Origin of the sequence: Calidithermus roseus (genome assembly GCF_003574095.1) — a bacterium.
In the GTDB taxonomy this organism is placed as follows: domain Bacteria; phylum Deinococcota; class Deinococci; order Deinococcales; family Thermaceae; genus Calidithermus; species Calidithermus roseus.
In genome coordinates this window covers 1-15,562 of record NZ_QWLA01000081.1, presented here as the reverse complement: position 1 = coordinate 15,562, position 15,562 = coordinate 1, and the positions used below count along the sequence as shown (strand labels likewise).

Genomic DNA, 15,562 nt, shown 5'->3' with positions numbered 1-15,562 from the left:
CCCCCTACCCCCTGAGCGGCTGCTCGAGCTGTCCGAGCGAATTCCGGGGTTGCGCCCCCTGCTACTGCCCCACCCCAGTTTCCCCTCCGGGGCCCTGCGGACCTTCGCCTTCGACGAGGACTGGCGCATACGGCAGGCAGTAGCGCGGAACCCCCATCTAGACAGGCGTTTGCTGCGCCGCCTGGGCCAGGATCCCGACCGCGACGTGCGCCAGGCGGTGGCCGCTAATCCCAGCACCCCCCCCGACCTGCTCGAGCGCCTGCTGTGCGACAGCGACGAGGAGGTGCGGCGGGCCGTTCTCTCCAATCCCGCCGTGCCGCGCCAGACCCTGGGCTGGCTCGAGCGCCTGCGCCGGGCCGACCCCGGCCTGAGCCCCGAGCTGCTGGCCCGTCTGGCGCTGGAGAAGCCCTGGGCCCGGCGATGGGCGGCGCTCCACCCGGCCCTGCCCGAGGGGGTGCTGGAGAGCTGTGCCAAGGACGCGGAGTGGCAGATCCGGCAAGCGGTGGCGCATAACCCCAACACTCCGGCTTCGGTGCTGGCCTTGCTGGGCACTGACCTCGACCACGACGTGCGCCAGGCGGTGGCCCAGCACCCGCGCACCCCGCCTGAAACCCTCGCCGCGCTCTCCCAGGACGAAAACCCCGAGGTGCGCATCCGGGTGGCCCGCCGCTCGGGGATTTCACCGGTACTGCTGGAGCGGATGGCTGAAGACGCCCACTGGATGGTGCGGCAGGCCGTGGCCCAGAACCCCTCCACCCCGCCCCACGTCCTGCGCCGACTCTTCGAGGATGCCGACCGCGACGTGCGGCAGGCGGCAGGGGACAACCCTGCCCTGCCCCTCTCGGCCATCCAGGCCCTGTTTGCCCCGCTTCTTGAAGCTCTGCCCTCGGCTCCGTTGCTCTACCGACGCATCCGGGCCCAGCGCTCCCCCGTGGACCCGGCGGTGCTGGCTCACCTGGGGCGAGGGGAGGAGTGGGGCCGCCAGCTGGCGGCCCGTCACCCCGACACCCCCCGGCAGACCCTGCTCGAGCTGCTTTCCGACGAAAACTGGCGGGTGCGTCAGGCCCTCACCCACAACCCGGCCCTGCCGGCGGAGTTGCTGGCCCTGCTGGCTCAGGACAGCGACGCCGACGTGCGCCAGGGGGTGGCCCTGCACCCCTCGACTCCCGGTGAAGTGCTGCTGGCTCTGGCTCGCGACGAGCACCTCGAGGTACGCCGAAAAGCGGCCCAGAACCCTGCCCTGCCCGAGGAGGCCCGGCTGTGGCTGCTGCTCGACGAGGACGAGAGCCTGCAGGCGGCTGTGCGGCGCAATCCCGGCCTCTCCTCCTCGACCCTCGAGCTCGCTCGCCGGGCGCTGGCCTTACAGGCGCTCGAGCCGGCCCGGCTGGAGCAACTCGCCAGAGGCTCGGCCAACTGCCGCCGCCTGGCTGCGGCCAACCCGTCGGTGCCCCGGGCGGCGCTGGAGCGGCTGGTCTGTGACACCGACTGGCGGGTGCGGCAGGCCGCGGCCCAGAACCCCTCCACCCCGCCCGACCTCCTCGCCACGCTGGCCGCCGATACCGACCGCGACGTGCGGCAGGCGGTGGCCGCTCACCCTGCGGTGGCGCGGGAGGTGCTCGAGGGCTTGCTGTCTGATCCCGATGAGCTGGTGCGGCGCAGCGCCTGGCGCAACCCCCGCACGGACGAAAGCCTGCGTCAGGCCAGCCGGGAACGCCTGCTGCGGGAGGGTTGCCGTTCACGCTACAGCCTCAACCGGGCGGTGGCCTTGGCCCACCCCGAGGTTCCGGTAGCCGAACTGCGCAAGGTGCGCAACTGGGCGGCAGGGGAGTGGCTGGTGCGCTACGCGCTGGCCCACAACCCCTCCACCCCGCTCGAGGTCCTGCGCTACCTGGCGGCCTTCGACGGTAACCGGATCGTGCGGCAGGCTGCACGGGAGCATCTGCGCCGCAGGGAGGCCCCATGAGCGACCCCAATCCTTCTCCCAATCTGGAGCAGCGCTTCTCGGCGGCCTTGTTGCGCATTCGCAGCCGTTCACCCTTCTTCGCCACCCTGGCGTTGTTTGCCCGCTTTCGCCCCTCGCGCGAAGTGGTCACCGCTGCCACCGACGGGCGCGACGTGTACTACAACCCGGCCTTCATGAGTAGGCTCCCCGAGCGCGAATTCGAGGGGGTCTTGCTGCACGAGGTTCTGCACGCCGCTCACCTGCACGTCACCCGGCGCTCGCTGCGCAACCCCCAGCTCTGGAACATCGCTGCCGACATCGTGGTCAACGGCATCCTGCGCGATCACGGCTTCGAATTGCCGCAAGGAGCATTGTTCGACTCGGCCCTCGAGCGCTACAGCGTGGAGGAGGTCTATGCCCTGTTACTCAAGCACAGCCAGAAATACGAACTGCCCGGCCTGGACCTGCTCGAGGCCGCTCCCGCCGACGTCGGGGAGGACGAAAGGGAATCCTACGGCCAGCCCGGCAACCCCCGGCGTTCACGGGCCAGGGGGCTGGGCGATGACTCGATGAGCGAGGCCAGGAAAAACCGGCTCGAAGCCCACTGGGCGCGGGCCAACCAGCAAGCTGCCACCCTGGCACGGGGCCTGCACAAAGGGGATGCCCCGGCGGGGCTCGAGCGCCTGCTGGCTGCGGCCAGCCCACCCCGACTGGACTGGCGGGCCGTGCTCTGGCGCTTCCTCACCGCCACCCCCACCGACTTCGAGGGCTTCGACCGACGCTACATCGGTCGGGGGCTCTACCTCGACGCTTTGCAGGGCCACAAACTGCGCCTTTACCTGGCCGTAGACACCTCGGGCTCGGTCGATGACGCCCAGGTGCGGGCTTTCCTGGCCGAGGTGCAGGGTATCCTGCGCGCTTACCCCCAGCTCGAGTGCTGGCTTTACTACGCCGATGCCGCGGTCTACGGCCCCTACGTCCTGGGTCCGGGCGACCCCATCCCCACCCCTCGAGGCGGCGGCGGCACCGACTTTCGTCCCTTCTTCCAGGCCGTGCGCGAGGCCCACGAGGACTACCTGGGCGGGGTGTGCGTCTACCTGACCGACGGCTACGGCGACTTCCCCGCCGAGCCCCCCGAGCTTCCGGTGCTGTGGGCCATCACGCCGGGCGGCCTGGACCTCGAGCACCTTCCCTTTGGCGAGGGCGTGAGGCTGGTGGGGTAGGGGCAAGGGGGTTATCCACGAACCCCCAGCCCTCGACGCCTGGCGCCTTGGCTATGGGCTACCGACGACCGCTCTTGAGGCCCTCGAGCCCCGCCTGGTACAGCTTTTCCAGGTCGGTTTCCCCGCTTTCGAGCTGGTACTGGTAAGCCGCCCGCAGGATGCGCCCGAACTCGGGCCCTGGGCGGTGACCCCGCGCGATCAGGTCGCGGCCTTGCAGCAGGGGCTTGACGGGTACGGGCTGGGGCTCGAAAAACTTCCAGGCTTCTTGGGGGCGGCGCTCTCCGGCGTCGGCCCGGAAGAGCGCTTCGAGTGCGCTCAGGTGGCTTCCGGCCTCGGCCTGGAAGATGCGGATGGCCCTGGGGGTGGGCTTGGTGAGGGCCGGGACCATGTGCAGCGCGGTGGTGACCACCAGTTCGTCGCGCAGGGCGGTGGGCAGCCGCAGGTCGCGGGCGATGCGGGGGATGAGCCTCGAGCCCACGATCTCGTGGCCGTGGAAACTGTACCAGCCCTCCTCCTTCCACTTCGCGGCGTCCTTCTTGCCGATGTCGTGCAGCAGGGCGTGCCAGCGGTAGGGGGGTGGGGCGCGGTCCACCACCTCCATGACGTGGGTGAACACGTCGCCCTCGGGGTGCCAGCGCGGGTTCTGCAGCAACAGGTGAGTGTCCTCGAACTCGGGGATGAGCCGCTGGAGGATCTCGAGGTCGTAGAGGTAGCGCAGAAAGCGGCTGGGAGTGGGATCCTTGAAGGCTTTGTCAAGCTCGGCGGTGACCCGCTCCACCGCCACGTGGCTGAGCACCTCGGGTGCGGCTTCGCGGGCGGCCTCGAGCGTGTGGACCTCGATTTCAAAGCCGTAGCGGGCGGCGAAGCGTCCGGCTCGGATCACCCGCAGGTAGTCTTCGCGGAAGCGCTGGCGCGGGTCGCCCACCGCCCGGATCAGTCCCGCCTCGTAGTCGCGCTGCCCCTCGAAGGGGTCCACCACCTCCCCCTTAGCGCTCATGGCGATGGCCCCGATGGTGAAGTCGCGGCGAGACAGGTCCTCGAGGATGCTCCGCCCCCAGGCCACCTTGGCCCGGCGCCCATAGGTCTCCACGTCGCGGCGAAAGGTGGTGACCTCGAAGGGGTGGTGTTCGATGAGCACGGTGATGGTGCCGTGCTCGATCCCGGTGGGGACGGCCTCGAGCCCGTGGGCTTTGGCCAGCCGCAGGATCTCCTCCGGGGGAGCCGAGGTGGCGAAGTCGAGGTCTTCGGGTTCGCGGCCAAACAGGATGTCGCGTACCGCACCCCCGACCAGGTACAGGTCGGGCAGGAAGGAGAGCCGTTGCATGACTTCGCGGTAGTCTTTCATCGTCAGCGCCAACGGCTACAGAGTACCTGTCGGTGGTGGGTAGCCGGTAGCCGGACGCTGGGCGTGGGTGGTATGTCGTACGTCCAGCACCGAACGCAAGACGCATGTCCTACGTCTTACGTCGTACGCTTGGCCCTAGACCCTGGACCCTCGCAAACCGCAGGCCACGAGCTGACGGCTTCCCGCTTCCCTACCGCGTGATCTCGAGCAAACCCTGCACCGGGCGCTTCTTAGCGATCTCCAACGCCAGCCGCAGCAGGTAGACCACCGAAGCCGCGTCCCAGGCCTGGGGGCGGCAGGCGGCGGGGTAGGGGACTGGGGGTTCTCCCTCGTGCTTGGGGTAACCCCCTACTAGCTCGGGCAGGCGCAGGTCGTGCTGGGTCATGGCCAGGCGGAACAGGGCCTCACAAACCTTCAGAGCCTCGTCGTAGAAGCCGTAGCGCGCCAGGCCCCCGGCGAAGATGGCCGTGTCGTGAGGCCAGACCGAGCCGTTGTGGTAGGAGAGGGGGTTGTAGCGGACTTCACCCGCACCCAGCGTGCGCAGGCCCCAGCCGCTCCACAAGGCCTCGGAAAACATCGTCTTGACCAGCCGGGGGGCTATCTCCTCGGGCACGATGCCGCTCCACAGCAGGTGGCCGGGGTTGGAGGAGAGCACCTCGAGCGGCCTCTTCTCCCCGTCGAGGGCCATGGCGTAGGTGCCCAGCTCCTCCAGCCAGAACTTCTGGTGGAATAGCGCCCTCAGCCGCTCGGCCCTGGCCTGCCAGCGCTCGGCCTGGTCGGGCTGGCCCAGGGTGCGGTAAAACTGCGCGGCGGCCTGATAGGCAGCGTAGGCGTAGCCCTGCACCTCGCACACGCTGAGCGCCCCTTTGGCCAGCGAGCCGTCGCGGTGGCTCTGTGAGTCGCCCGAGTCCTTCCAGGACTGCACCGTGAGGCCCCTCTCGTTGGGGAAGAACTCCAGCAGGCCGTCGCCGTCGGGGTCGGCGTAGGTGCTCATCCACCCCAGCGCCGCCTCCCAGTTGGGTTTGAGCGCCTCCACCAGCTCGAAGTCCCCGCAGGTGCGCCAGTACTCGTGCAGCAGCATCACGAACAGCGGGGTAGCGTCGACGGTGCCGTAATAGCGACTGAAGGGCACCTTGCCAGTGCGCGAGAGTTCCCCCAGCCGTACCTCGTGCAGGATCTTGCCGGGTTCCTCGTCGCGGAAGGGGTCCACTACCTGCCCCTGGTGTTTGGCCAGGTAGGTCAGCACGCCCCTAGCCACGTCGGCCCCCCAGGGCAGCAGCATGTAGGCGCTGATGAGCGAGTCGCGCCCGAAGGGGCAGACGAACCAGGGGATGCCGGCGGCGGGGAAGTAGCCCTCGGGCAGCGAGAACAGCAAGGCCCTGAGGTCGCGGATGGCCTGCTCGAGCACCCCCTGGCTGCGACCGCTCTCCAGGTGCAGCGGGAAGCGGCGGGCCCACTCCTCGTAGCTCGGCAGTTCGGCCCCGTGGGTGTGGAAGGGGCTGTCGAAAGTGCCCCTGACCTCGATGTGGGCCTGCTCTTTGGGTTTGAGCGCAAAGCGCCAGGTGCGGCTGGGCGAGTCGGGGGTGATGTCGAGGTGGGTGGCGAGCTCGAGGCCGTCCTCGGTGGTGTAGGTGAAGCCGGTCACGGTGCGCTGCGCGTTATGCCAGCCCCGGGCCTCGAAGAGGTCCGTGAAGTCGGCGGCGGCTTCCAGGCTGATCTCCACGCTCTGGGGGTGCAGCGAGGTGTTCTCCAGCTCGAGGCGCTCGCGGAACCCCCCGCGCTCCAGCACCAGCTCCCGGCGCAGCCCCACTACCTGCGAGGGCCCTTCGATGTGACTCCAGTGCTGCACCAGTCGGTCAGGGCGAGGGGTGTGGGAGAATAGCAGACTGAATCCCGGTAACTTCCACACGTAGCGCGAGAGGTAGCGGGTGTCGTGGCGGTAGAACCCCCGCTCCCCGCCATCGGCCATGCCTTGGTCGGACAAAACGGCGTAGGTGTCGTCTTCTTTGAGTGGCAGCATTGAGAACCTCTAGCTGGTGGCTTTGTGGCTTTTTAGCTTTGCTATGGGCTATCAACCTTTCAAGGCACTCGTCGAAACCCCCTCGACGAAATAGCGCTGGAACACGACGAAGAGGATGACAATGGGGATCATCGAGAGAAAGGCGCTCGCCAACATCAGGCCCCAGTCGCCCGCCGCGCCGTAGGCACTGCGGAAGAAGGACAGGCCCAGCGGCAGGGTGTAACTGCCCTGCTGGCCCGACAGCACCACGGCGGCCTTGAAGAACTCGTTCCAGATCCCCTGGAAGGTCATGATGGTCAGGGCCCCCAGCGCGGGCGTGGCCATGGGCAGGATGATGCGGAAGAAGGTGGCGATGGGGTTGGCCCCGTCGATGAGGGCCGCCTCCTCGATTTCGCGCGGGATGGACTCGAAGAACTGCTTCATCAAGAAGACTTTAGCCATGTCGATGCCGATCCACACGATCATGCCCCACAGGCTGCCCAGCAGGCTCAGGTCGCGCAGCACCAGGTAGTTGGAGATGAACATCGCCTGCTGTGGCACCGCCATCAGCAGGATGATCAGCGCAAAGAGCAGGCCCTTGCCGGGCAGGTACATGCGGGCGAGGGCATAGCCGGCCAGCGAGGCGAAGATCAGGTTGATCAGCACTGCCATCAGGCTGACGAAGAAGCTGTTGACGGTCCAGCGCAGGAAGAAGCTCGAGCCCGTGTTGGGGTCGCGGGCCTCGCGAAAGACCCGCACGTAGTTCTTGAAGGTGTAGCCGAAGAAGCCCGGAGCGGCAGAGTCCCAACTCGCCACCCGGCCCCGGCGCTCGAGGCGGTTGGGGTCGAGGGTGGCGGTGAGGAAGATCTGACCACGCGGAGCTTCCACGTCGAGTGGCAGGCGCGCGGCGGTGGGGAGGTCCAGGGCAGGATCGCTCCTGGGGTAGCTGATGGTGAAGCGGTAGGTCACGACCTGCCCGGCTTCATCGCCGATGCGGGCTGGGCGGCGGCTCACCTCCTCCACCGGCGAGACTTGGGCGTAGCGGCTGGCCTGCACCTCGTCGAAGATGGCCCCCAGGCCAGCTCCGGCCCGGCGCTCGGGGACGGTCACGGTGGGGGGAGTGGGCTCGGTGCCCTCGGGCACGAAGTAGCTGACCTCGAAGGGGATATTGGCCCCTGGTGCGAAGCCGCCCAGCCAGGGGTTGCCCGCCCCCTGCTGGCCCAGCTTCCAAGCGGCGACCCAGTTCTTGGGCAGCACCTGGGCGAAGGTGGTGCGGAAGGGCCACTCGAGGGGGTTGTCCTTGAGGCTACCCAGGAAGGCCACATAAAACGGGCCGATGAAAAAGACACCCAGCGCCAGCATAGCCCCGTAGATCCAGCCTGCCCTGGCCCAGCGCTGCCTTGCCAGGTAGCGCTCGTCCAGCTTGCGGCGGGGTTTCATCGCTTGCGTCGCCACGGCTCACCTCCTTAGTGGGCCTTCTCCGAGATGCCAAAAGTCCGTTGCAGGAAGACCACCACGAAGGTCAGCACTGCCAGAACCAAAGCCGCTGCCGAAGCCATGCCGATGTGCCCTTCTCCGCTGAAGACGCTATTGTAGACGTAGTAAGCCATCACGATGATGGAGTTGAGGGGGGCGGAGTCGCCCATCAGGGCCACCTGGTCGAACATCTGCAGGGTGCCGATGAGCGAGAGGGTGACCACCAGAAAAGTCACCGGGCGCAGCATGGGCACCGTCACCCAGAAGAACTGCTGCAAAGGCGAGGCCCCGTCGATGGCTGCCGCCTCGTAGAGGCTTTTGGGGATGTCCTGCAAGCCAGCCAGGAAAATCAGCATCAGGGTGGGGATGGTGGTGAAGATGTTGAGCATCACGATGCTCCACAGCGGGATGGGCAGCCCCAGGAAGGAGTCGGGGTTGGTGAGCCAGGTGAACTCCGGGGGCCGCGCCTCGCGCGGCACGACCAGGCCCATGGCGCCCAGCAGCCAGGTCAGGGCAATGGCCACTACCAAGGAGATGGTGGCCAGGGCGGGGTCGGTGGGGGCTACCGGCAGGCCGCGCATGCGCTCGAGGCCCACCTGCACCGCCTGGGCCAGGATGAAGATGCCCACCAGGGTCAGGATCACCGGGGAATGGGCGCTCACCCAGCCGATGAAGGTGTTGAGAAAGCCGGTCTTTTGGAAGAACCAGATGGCAATCACCGTCACCGCAGCCGAGGAGAGCACGCTGGGGATGTAGTAGACCGTGCGGAAGAAGGTGATCCCGTGCAGGCGCTGGTTGAGCACCGCTGCCGTGGCCAGGGCCAGGAAGGTCTGGATGGTGGTCACCACCAGCATGAAGCCGATGGAGTGTTGCAGGGCCAGCAAAAAACGCTCTTCGCCAAAGAGGTTGATGAAGTTCTGCAACCCCACGAAGTTGTAGCTATCCCTGAGGGTAGTTTTGTCGGTGAAGCTGAACCAGATGGTACGGACGAAAGCGAAGATGAAAAAAATCAGCAGGTGCAGCAGAAACGGGGATATGAACAGCAGCGCGTACAGCGCCTCAGTGCGTTTGGAGCTCGGCATGCTTCACCCCGAACTGGGCGCGAGGAGGGGGGGTGGCCTTTGGGGCCCTCGTCCCCGCTCCTCGCGCCGGGCATGACCTACTTCACCAGCTTGTTGAGCTCGGCCTGGGCGTCGGCGATGGCCTGATCCACCGACTTCTTGCCGGTAATCACCGCCTGCAGGGCCTCGTTGATGGGCCGCATCCAGTCGCCGCCGTCGTAGGAGCCGAACTTGAAGGGCAGCACGTTCCCGCCCTGCCGGGTGGAGCCGTTGAAGACCACCCGGCTGAGCTCGCCGTACTTGTCGGCGCGCTGGAACACCGGGCTGCCGGCGAGCGCGCTGCGGCTGGGCAGGGCCAGGCCGCGGGAGAGGATCCAGTTCTGGGCTTCGGGGCTGGTGAGGGCCCTGAGCACCTTGGCCGCCGCCGGCTTGTTCTTGGAGGCGGCGTTCATGCTCCAGGACACGGTGTAGATAAAGTTGCCGCGCTGCTTGGTCACGGGGTCGAGGGGCAGGAAGGTGGTGCCGAACTTCATGTTCGGGGCCTTGTCCTTGAGGAAGCCGCCGATCCAGTTGCCTTCGATAGCCACTGCGGCCTTCTCAGCCCCAAAGCAGCCTCCGGTCCAGCCTTCGCCTAGGTCCTGGGCGTACTTGCCCGCGCCATCCTTGACCAAGCTGGTGTAGAACTCAAAGGCTCGCTTGAAATTGGCATCCAGCACGGTCTTGCCCTGGGCGTTGAAGGGCTTCCAGCCGGTGGCGTAGGCGAAGGCCCCAAAGCGGGCGAAGTCAGCCACCACGCACATCCCGGCCACGTCACCCAGCTTGCTCTGCACTTCCTTGAGCTTGGCCTTGAAAGTGTCCCAGGTGTCGGCCTGGTTGGGGTACTTCACCCCGGCCTCGTCGAAGAGGTCCTTGTTGAACTGCAGTGCCAGGGTGTTGAAGTCCTTGGGCAGGCCGTAGATCTTGCCCTTGAAGCTGAAGGCGTTGAGCAGGCTGGGCACGAACACGCCCAATTCCTGCTTGGTGAAGTAGGCGTCCAGCGCTTCGACCTTGCCCGAGGCGAACACCGGCTCCGACCAGAAGATGTCCACGTAGAACAAGTCGCCTGCGGTGCCGGCGGCCAGGGCGTTGAGCAATGCGGCCTTGTAGTCGCCCTCGATGCCCTGATACTCCGCGCGGATGCCGTCTTTTTCCAGCGCCGGGTTCACCACCTCCCTCACCAGGCTCGACATGATCGCGGTGTCGTTGCCGCCGAAGCCCTGGAGCTTGACCACGGTCTGCGCCAGCCCACTGCTGAGCCCTGCTACTGCCATTGCTATCAACCACAACCTCTTCATGCCTTTCCTCCTCACCACGGTCAACGCTTGCGGGCCGTGGTCTCCCGAACCACCAACTGCACTCCGACCCGCACCCCCCGGGGTGGGGTACGGGAGATTGCCTCTTTCAGCAACGCCACCGCGGTGGACGCGATGGCGGGAATTTCCTGGCGCACGGTGGTGAGGGGGCGCTCGAGGTCGGGCAGGTCGTCGAAGCCTACCACCGAGACATCGTGGGGAACGTCCAAACCCAGGTCTTCCAGCGCGGCGATGGCTCCCAGGGCCATCTCGTCGGAGGCGGCGAACAGGCCGCTAAAGCGCAGGCCACCCTCCCAGGCCCGCCGCACGGCCCGGTAGGCTGGAAGGATGGTGAAAGCCCCGTTGAGCACCAGCTCGGGGCGGTAGGGAACCCCGTAATCCTGGAGGGCTTGGCGGTACCCCTCGAAGCGTTCGCGCCCCACCTGACCGGCTGCGCCTAGGTGGGCGATTTCCCGGTGGCCTAACTCGAGCAGGTGCTGCGTGGCGGCGTAGGCTCCGCCGGGATCGTCGGGGGCTACCCAGAACATGTTCGGGTGAACCCCCACCAGCACGCTGTTGGGGTGATTTTGACTCATGCGCTCGAGGCGGGGATCGTGGTCGTGGGCCCCCAGCACGATGTAGCCCGCCGCCGCCTGAAGGGGTTCCCCGGCGGGGCTCATGGGCACCTCGACGAGCTGGTAGCCCTCCTGCCACAAAGCCTCGCTGAGGGCTTCGAACAGGAGGATGAAGTAGGGCGAGTATTTCCAGATCCTCGGTGTCACCATCACCCCCACCGACTCGATGCGCCCGGCGAGCTCCCTGGCGGCTACCGAGGGGACGTAGCCCAGCTGGTTGACCGCCTCCATTACGCGCTGGCGGGTGACCGGATGCACCCCCGAGCGGGCATTGAGGGCTCGGCTCACCGTGCCGGTGGATACCCCGGCCAGGCGTGCTACGTCGTGAATGGTGGGTATACGCTTGCGACTCATGGATTCTTGTAAGCGTTTACGAATTTACGATTGGTACTTTATTCCGCCCACCCCTATTTGTCAATCCCTTTATAAAGGAACTTGTTGGCATGGTAATTGCTTCGAGGGCCTCGACGTGCTTTTGGATGTGAAAGCGTTTACGAAATTTCCCGAACCTCCTCCGAGCCAAGCTCTTGGTATCGTAGGGGCATGAGTATGAAAGGCCTCATTCTCGCAGCCGGGCGTGGCACTCGCTTGCGCCCTCTGACCCATACCCGGCCCAAGCACCTTTTTCGCATTGCGGGCAAGCCAATTATTCACTACGCCCTCGAGAACCTCCGCGAGGCGGGGGTTAGCGAGGTGGGCATCGTGGTCTCCCCCTACAACAAGGAAGACTTCCAGCTATCCCTCAACAACTTTCCCGGCATCGACCTGGAATACATCGTGCAGGAGGAGGCGCTGGGGCTGGCTCACGCCGTCAGCGTGGCACGGAAGTGGCTGGACGGCAGCCCCTTCGTGCTCTACCTGGGAGACAACCTGTTTCAGCGGGGCATCACCCCCTTCACCCAGGCTTTCCAGCCAGGGGTGAGCGCGGTGATCGCCCTGGTGAGGGTACCCGACCCCCGCCAGTTTGGGGTGGCGGTGCTGGATGCTCAGGGGCGCGTCGTGAAGTTGCTGGAGAAGCCCAAGGACCCCCCCTCCGACCTGGCCGTGGCCGGGGTCTACGTGTTCGGGCCGGAGATCATGGACGTCATCGCCACCCTCAAACCCAGCGCGCGCGGGGAGTACGAGATCACCGATGCCATCCAGGGCCTCATCGACCAGGGCCGGGAGGTGCTGGGTAGGGAGATCGAGGGCTGGTGGAAGGACACCGGGCGGCCCAGTGACCTGCTCGACGCCAACCGCCTGCTGTTGGTGGAGCAGCCCAGCTCGGTTCCCGTGCTCAAAGGCCACGTCAGCGACAGCCAGATCACGGGGCGGGTGGTGGTCGAGGAGGGGGCGGTGGTGCGCAATTCGACCATCCTGGGACCGGCCCACATCGCCGCTGGGGCTCACATCGAAAGCGCCTACATCGGCCCTTTCACCTCGGTGGGGCCAGGGGCGACGGTGCGGCGGGCCGAGGTGGAGTTTTCCATCCTCGAGGAAGCCGCAACGCTAGAGGACGTGCCCCTGCGGCTGCACGAGTGCATCTTGGGGGTGGGCGCCAAGGTGGGCAGCCGCAACGGTCTGCCCCGCGCCCACAAGCTGGTGCTGGGCGATCTTTCGAGCGTGGAGTTGGGGTAGAGAAGCGCCGGACGTCGATTAGCTAAAGGCAAAACGCAAGACGCCCTTTTTACCGCCCTTAGCAAGGGGGGCAGGGGGGATACCTCCTCCCCACCAGCCGCGAGCTGATGACTGACGGCTTCCCACTCACCGCTTTCCCTGTCGGTACTGGCGGAGGTACTCGAGGTCCTCCTCGACGAGGTCGTCGCGCCCGGCCAGGAACTCGAGGTGGTGGCGCAGCTCGTGAAGGAGGGTTTCCCAGATTTCCCCCTCCCAGTCGAAGCCGGGGTAGGCCACGGCGCGGAAAGAGCCGTAGTAGAGGGCGATGTGGCGGCCCAGGCCCTCGAAGCCGCCCAGCACCGTGGGGTAGCCGGGGCTCAGGTACTCGCCCAGGCGGAACAGCTCCGGCTCGTCGGGGTCGCGCTTGGCGCGCTCGAGGACGTGCATCCCCTGCAAGCCGCGCTTGAAGTGCTCGGGGATCTGGTCCCACAGGCGGTAGGCTGTCTCGAGGAAGCGCTCGAAGGTCATCCTCATACAGTGTGTCTCCTCGAGATGAACCCCGGATAAGCCCCTCACGCCTTCTACAGGGGCGATCCACACCTCCCGAATCGTCTTCTCGAACCCCGGCAGGGCTCGTTCGATCATTTGTTCACCCCCACGTGCACCACTACTGGGGGTTCGTCGCCGCGCTGAGAAACTGCTCCTACCAGCCCCCACCCCAGGCCAGAGCCATACAATGGCTCATCGAAGGGTTGCGCTACGCAGACGAGCATGCCGCCAATCCCGGCGGCATGTCTGCGCGTCCCCGGAGCATCAACCCTCCCGGTAGAACCGGCTGTTGAGGTAGTAATCGGTGAACAGGATCTTGATGAAGGCCACCGTGGGCACCGCCAGCAGCGCTCCAGGGATGCCGAAGAGCCCCGCGAAGATCAGGATAGCCGCGATGGCGGTCACGGGGTGGATGTTGACCGCCTTGCCCACGATCTGAGGGCCGAAGAGGTTGCCCTCGAGCTGGTTGGCGATCCACAGCACAAAGACGGTCAGCAGCGCTTTGAGCAGGGGCGGGTTCTGGGTCAGGGCCAGCAGGATGGCCGGGACCGAGGAGATGATGACCCCCACGAAGGGGATGAAGTTGAAGATGAAAGCCAGGAAGCCCAGGCTGGCCGCCAGCGGAATTCCCACGATCCACAGCCCGACCCCTACCACCGTTCCCACGCACAGCGCCACCAGGACCTGGCCGCGCACGTAGCCGCCCACCGCCCGGTCGAGCTTCCCGGCGATCTCCAGGGCTAGTGGCTGGTAGGGCAGGGGCACGGCCTGCAGCATGGTCTGCCCGATCTTGGGGAGGTCGTAGAGCAGGTAGATGGAGATGGTAAGTGCGGTGAAAAGCTGGAAGACCCCCCCCAGCACCGAGGCGATGAACCCGATGACGTTGCCTCCCTGCGACAGCAGGGCCCGCAGGGCGTTGAGAAGGGTCTGGGTGAAGCCTTCAAGCAGCGTTTGCAGCGAGAGGGAGGCCTGTTGCAGAGCTTGCTCGAGGGCTGGGGGAAGTTGGATGCGCCCGATCTGCTCGGGTAGGCCGCCCACCCAGTTGAAGAAGGGGGTCAGGATGGCGGGCAGGTTGGCGGCGAAGGCAGAGAGCTGGGCCACCATATCGGCCAGCAGCACCGAGGCCAGCGCCAGTAACAGCCCCAGGCCCACGTAGACCGCGATGACCCCGATGAAGCGGGGCAGCCTGCGCCGCTCGAACCACCGCACGATGGGGCTGGTGAGGTAGGAGAACACGAACGCCATCACCAGCGTGGTGATGGCGCTTTGGATCTGGCCCAGGACCTGGAACAGCGCGATGAGCAAGAGCACGTAGACGACGAGCCGCAGCCAGGGGCTGCTCCACACCTGCCGAAGGGTTTGAATCACGGCGTTATTCTAAGCCAAACCTCAGCTTGGCCTGCGCCGGGAGGGCTTCGCGCCGCATATCCTGCCCGAAAAACCTGTCCTTGTCGGGTTCTCCATCCCACAATTCGAAGAGCAGGCGGGCGCCCGCGCGGCTTTTCTGGGCTGCGGCCTGGGTGCCCGAGTTGCCGATCTTGCCGATGAGTTCGCCCTTCCTGACCCGCACTCCCACCCGCACCCCCGGCGCGATCTCCGAGAGGTGGGCGTAGACACTGACGAAGCCCTCGGCGTGGCGTATCCAGACCTCGCGTCCCCGCAGCCGGTCCATTTGAGCGGGGCTGGCTCCGCCCGCGACCGCCTTGATCAACTCGGCGAACTCGGCGGGGGTGTTCTCCTTGTAGGCGCTCTCGGCCTTGATCACCTCGCCGCTCCCGGCGGCCAGGACCCCCATGCCGTAGACGATCGGCACGCAGGACTCGCCATCGACGAAGACGAAGCCGGGGTTGAGCCCTTTACGATACTCGCGCGGCGCTCCGGGCCAGTTGTTCTGATTTTTAGGCAGGCAAGCGCCGGGAATGGGGAAGCTAAAGCCTTCTGGTTCCTGCGCCAGCTTGGCTTGAAGCTCCCTGACCTCCTGCCGCAACGCCGCGATCTGACGCCGGTTCTGGTTGAGGGCGATGGTCGCGAACAGGGCATAGAGTGTGACCAGGGCCAGCACAATCCAGCCCGGCTTGATCTGCATGGGCTTAACTTACCGCACCGCGCTGAGGACATAAAGGCGAGGAGCGCTTCGATGAGCGTGACGCGGTGGCGTAATGGGCGGGCATTGCGTTTTGTAGTGGGTTTTGGCTTCTATGCTTCGCACCCCTCGCGGGAGGTTTGCCGGGCATAACGTGGGCGATAACACGGGGTGCGTCCCCGAATCAACCCTAAAGGGCTAAGCTGCTGGGAAAGCGACATGGCGCACGGTGTCGAAAGAGACGATTGGACGGAGAGAGAATAGCTGGGAGCGGCCAAAGGCCTTGGCGTGGGCCCCGCTGACCGACCAGCGAGCCCCGGCG

General features: G+C 66.4%; 12 protein-coding genes. 3 read left to right on the top strand and 9 right to left on the bottom strand.

Going from position 1 to position 15,562, the window contains the following annotated elements; all coding sequences use genetic code 11:
* Positions 1-1,963, top strand: a 1,963-nt coding sequence (locus tag Mrose_RS15685; protein WP_119279856.1) for a hypothetical protein, incomplete at its 5' end; no start/stop codon positions are given.
* Entirely contained in the window at positions 1,960-3,165 is a 1,206-nt protein-coding gene (locus tag Mrose_RS15680; RefSeq protein WP_119279853.1) for a vWA domain-containing protein, read from the top strand. The genes Mrose_RS15685 and Mrose_RS15680, both read left to right, overlap by 4 nt.
* Positions 3,166-3,223: 58 nt before the next feature.
* Here the strand turns inward: Mrose_RS15680 and Mrose_RS15675 are convergent, their stop codons facing one another.
* The 6 genes from Mrose_RS15675 to Mrose_RS15650 all read right to left on the bottom strand — a co-directional run bounded on the left by Mrose_RS15675 (position 3,224) and on the right by Mrose_RS15650 (position 11,366).
* Positions 3,224-4,510 (bottom strand): CCA tRNA nucleotidyltransferase, encoded by a 1,287-nt coding sequence (locus Mrose_RS15675; protein WP_119279852.1) that lies wholly within the window; start codon positions 4,508-4,510, stop codon positions 3,224-3,226.
* A 190-nt stretch (positions 4,511-4,700) separates the two neighbouring features.
* Positions 4,701-6,530 (bottom strand): amylo-alpha-1,6-glucosidase, encoded by a 1,830-nt coding sequence (locus Mrose_RS15670; RefSeq protein ID WP_119279850.1) that lies wholly within the window; start codon positions 6,528-6,530, stop codon positions 4,701-4,703.
* Between the two features lie 51 nt (positions 6,531-6,581).
* Positions 6,582-7,949 (bottom strand): carbohydrate ABC transporter permease, encoded by a 1,368-nt coding sequence (locus Mrose_RS15665; RefSeq protein ID WP_119279848.1) that lies wholly within the window; start codon positions 7,947-7,949, stop codon positions 6,582-6,584.
* Between the two features lie 26 nt (positions 7,950-7,975).
* Positions 7,976-9,067, bottom strand: coding sequence for a carbohydrate ABC transporter permease (locus Mrose_RS15660; RefSeq protein ID WP_119279846.1), 1,092 nt, complete (start codon positions 9,065-9,067; stop codon positions 7,976-7,978).
* A gap of 77 nt (positions 9,068-9,144) precedes the next feature.
* The gene (locus tag Mrose_RS15655) at positions 9,145-10,380 is read right to left on the bottom strand and encodes an extracellular solute-binding protein (protein ID WP_119279844.1); all 1,236 of its coding nucleotides are present in this window, start codon (positions 10,378-10,380) and stop codon (positions 9,145-9,147) included.
* Positions 10,381-10,400: 20 nt separating this feature from the next.
* Positions 10,401-11,366: a LacI family DNA-binding transcriptional regulator gene (locus Mrose_RS15650; RefSeq protein ID WP_119279842.1), complete on the bottom strand. Its 966-nt coding sequence runs from the start codon at positions 11,364-11,366 to the stop codon at positions 10,401-10,403.
* 195 nt (positions 11,367-11,561) lie between these two features.
* On the opposite strand from Mrose_RS15650, the gene Mrose_RS15645 reads away from it, so the two are divergent.
* Entirely contained in the window at positions 11,562-12,629 is a 1,068-nt protein-coding gene (locus Mrose_RS15645) for a glucose-1-phosphate thymidylyltransferase (RefSeq protein WP_119279840.1), read from the top strand.
* A 126-nt stretch (positions 12,630-12,755) separates the two neighbouring features.
* Here the strand turns inward: Mrose_RS15645 and Mrose_RS15640 are convergent, their stop codons facing one another.
* The 3 genes from Mrose_RS15640 to Mrose_RS15630 form a co-directional block, all read right to left on the bottom strand.
* On the bottom strand, positions 12,756-13,136 hold the full coding sequence (locus tag Mrose_RS15640; RefSeq protein ID WP_119279838.1) for a metallopeptidase family protein: 381 nt from the start codon (positions 13,134-13,136) through the stop codon (positions 12,756-12,758).
* 285 nt (positions 13,137-13,421) lie between these two features.
* Positions 13,422-14,525: an AI-2E family transporter gene (locus tag Mrose_RS15635; protein ID WP_119279836.1), complete on the bottom strand. Its 1,104-nt coding sequence runs from the start codon at positions 14,523-14,525 to the stop codon at positions 13,422-13,424.
* A gap of 4 nt (positions 14,526-14,529) precedes the next feature.
* A complete protein-coding gene (locus tag Mrose_RS15630; RefSeq protein ID WP_119279834.1) occupies positions 14,530-15,243 on the bottom strand; it encodes a M23 family metallopeptidase in 714 nt (237 codons plus the stop codon).
* Positions 15,244-15,562 lie beyond the last annotated feature (319 nt).

What these genes read in the sequence shown, in the direction of transcription:
- Mrose_RS15680 (WP_119279853.1), top strand. Translation starts at nt 1,960, where the DNA reads ATGAGCGACCCCAATCCTTCTCCCAATCTGGAGCAGCGCTTCTCGGCG.
- Mrose_RS15675 (WP_119279852.1), bottom strand. Translation starts at nt 4,510, where the DNA reads ATGAAAGACTACCGCGAAGTCATGCAACGGCTCTCCTTCCTGCCCGAC.
- Mrose_RS15670 (WP_119279850.1), bottom strand. Translation starts at nt 6,530, where the DNA reads ATGCTGCCACTCAAAGAAGACGACACCTACGCCGTTTTGTCCGACCAA.
- Mrose_RS15665 (WP_119279848.1), bottom strand. Translation starts at nt 7,949, where the DNA reads ATGAAACCCCGCCGCAAGCTGGACGAGCGCTACCTGGCAAGGCAGCGC.
- Mrose_RS15660 (WP_119279846.1), bottom strand. Translation starts at nt 9,067, where the DNA reads ATGCCGAGCTCCAAACGCACTGAGGCGCTGTACGCGCTGCTGTTCATA.
- Mrose_RS15655 (WP_119279844.1), bottom strand. Translation starts at nt 10,380, where the DNA reads ATGAAGAGGTTGTGGTTGATAGCAATGGCAGTAGCAGGGCTCAGCAGT.
- Mrose_RS15650 (WP_119279842.1), bottom strand. Translation starts at nt 11,366, where the DNA reads ATGAGTCGCAAGCGTATACCCACCATTCACGACGTAGCACGCCTGGCC.
- Mrose_RS15645 (WP_119279840.1), top strand. Translation starts at nt 11,562, where the DNA reads ATGAAAGGCCTCATTCTCGCAGCCGGGCGTGGCACTCGCTTGCGCCCT.
- Mrose_RS15640 (WP_119279838.1), bottom strand. Translation starts at nt 13,136, where the DNA reads ATGACCTTCGAGCGCTTCCTCGAGACAGCCTACCGCCTGTGGGACCAG.
- Mrose_RS15630 (WP_119279834.1), bottom strand. Translation starts at nt 15,243, where the DNA reads ATGCAGATCAAGCCGGGCTGGATTGTGCTGGCCCTGGTCACACTCTAT.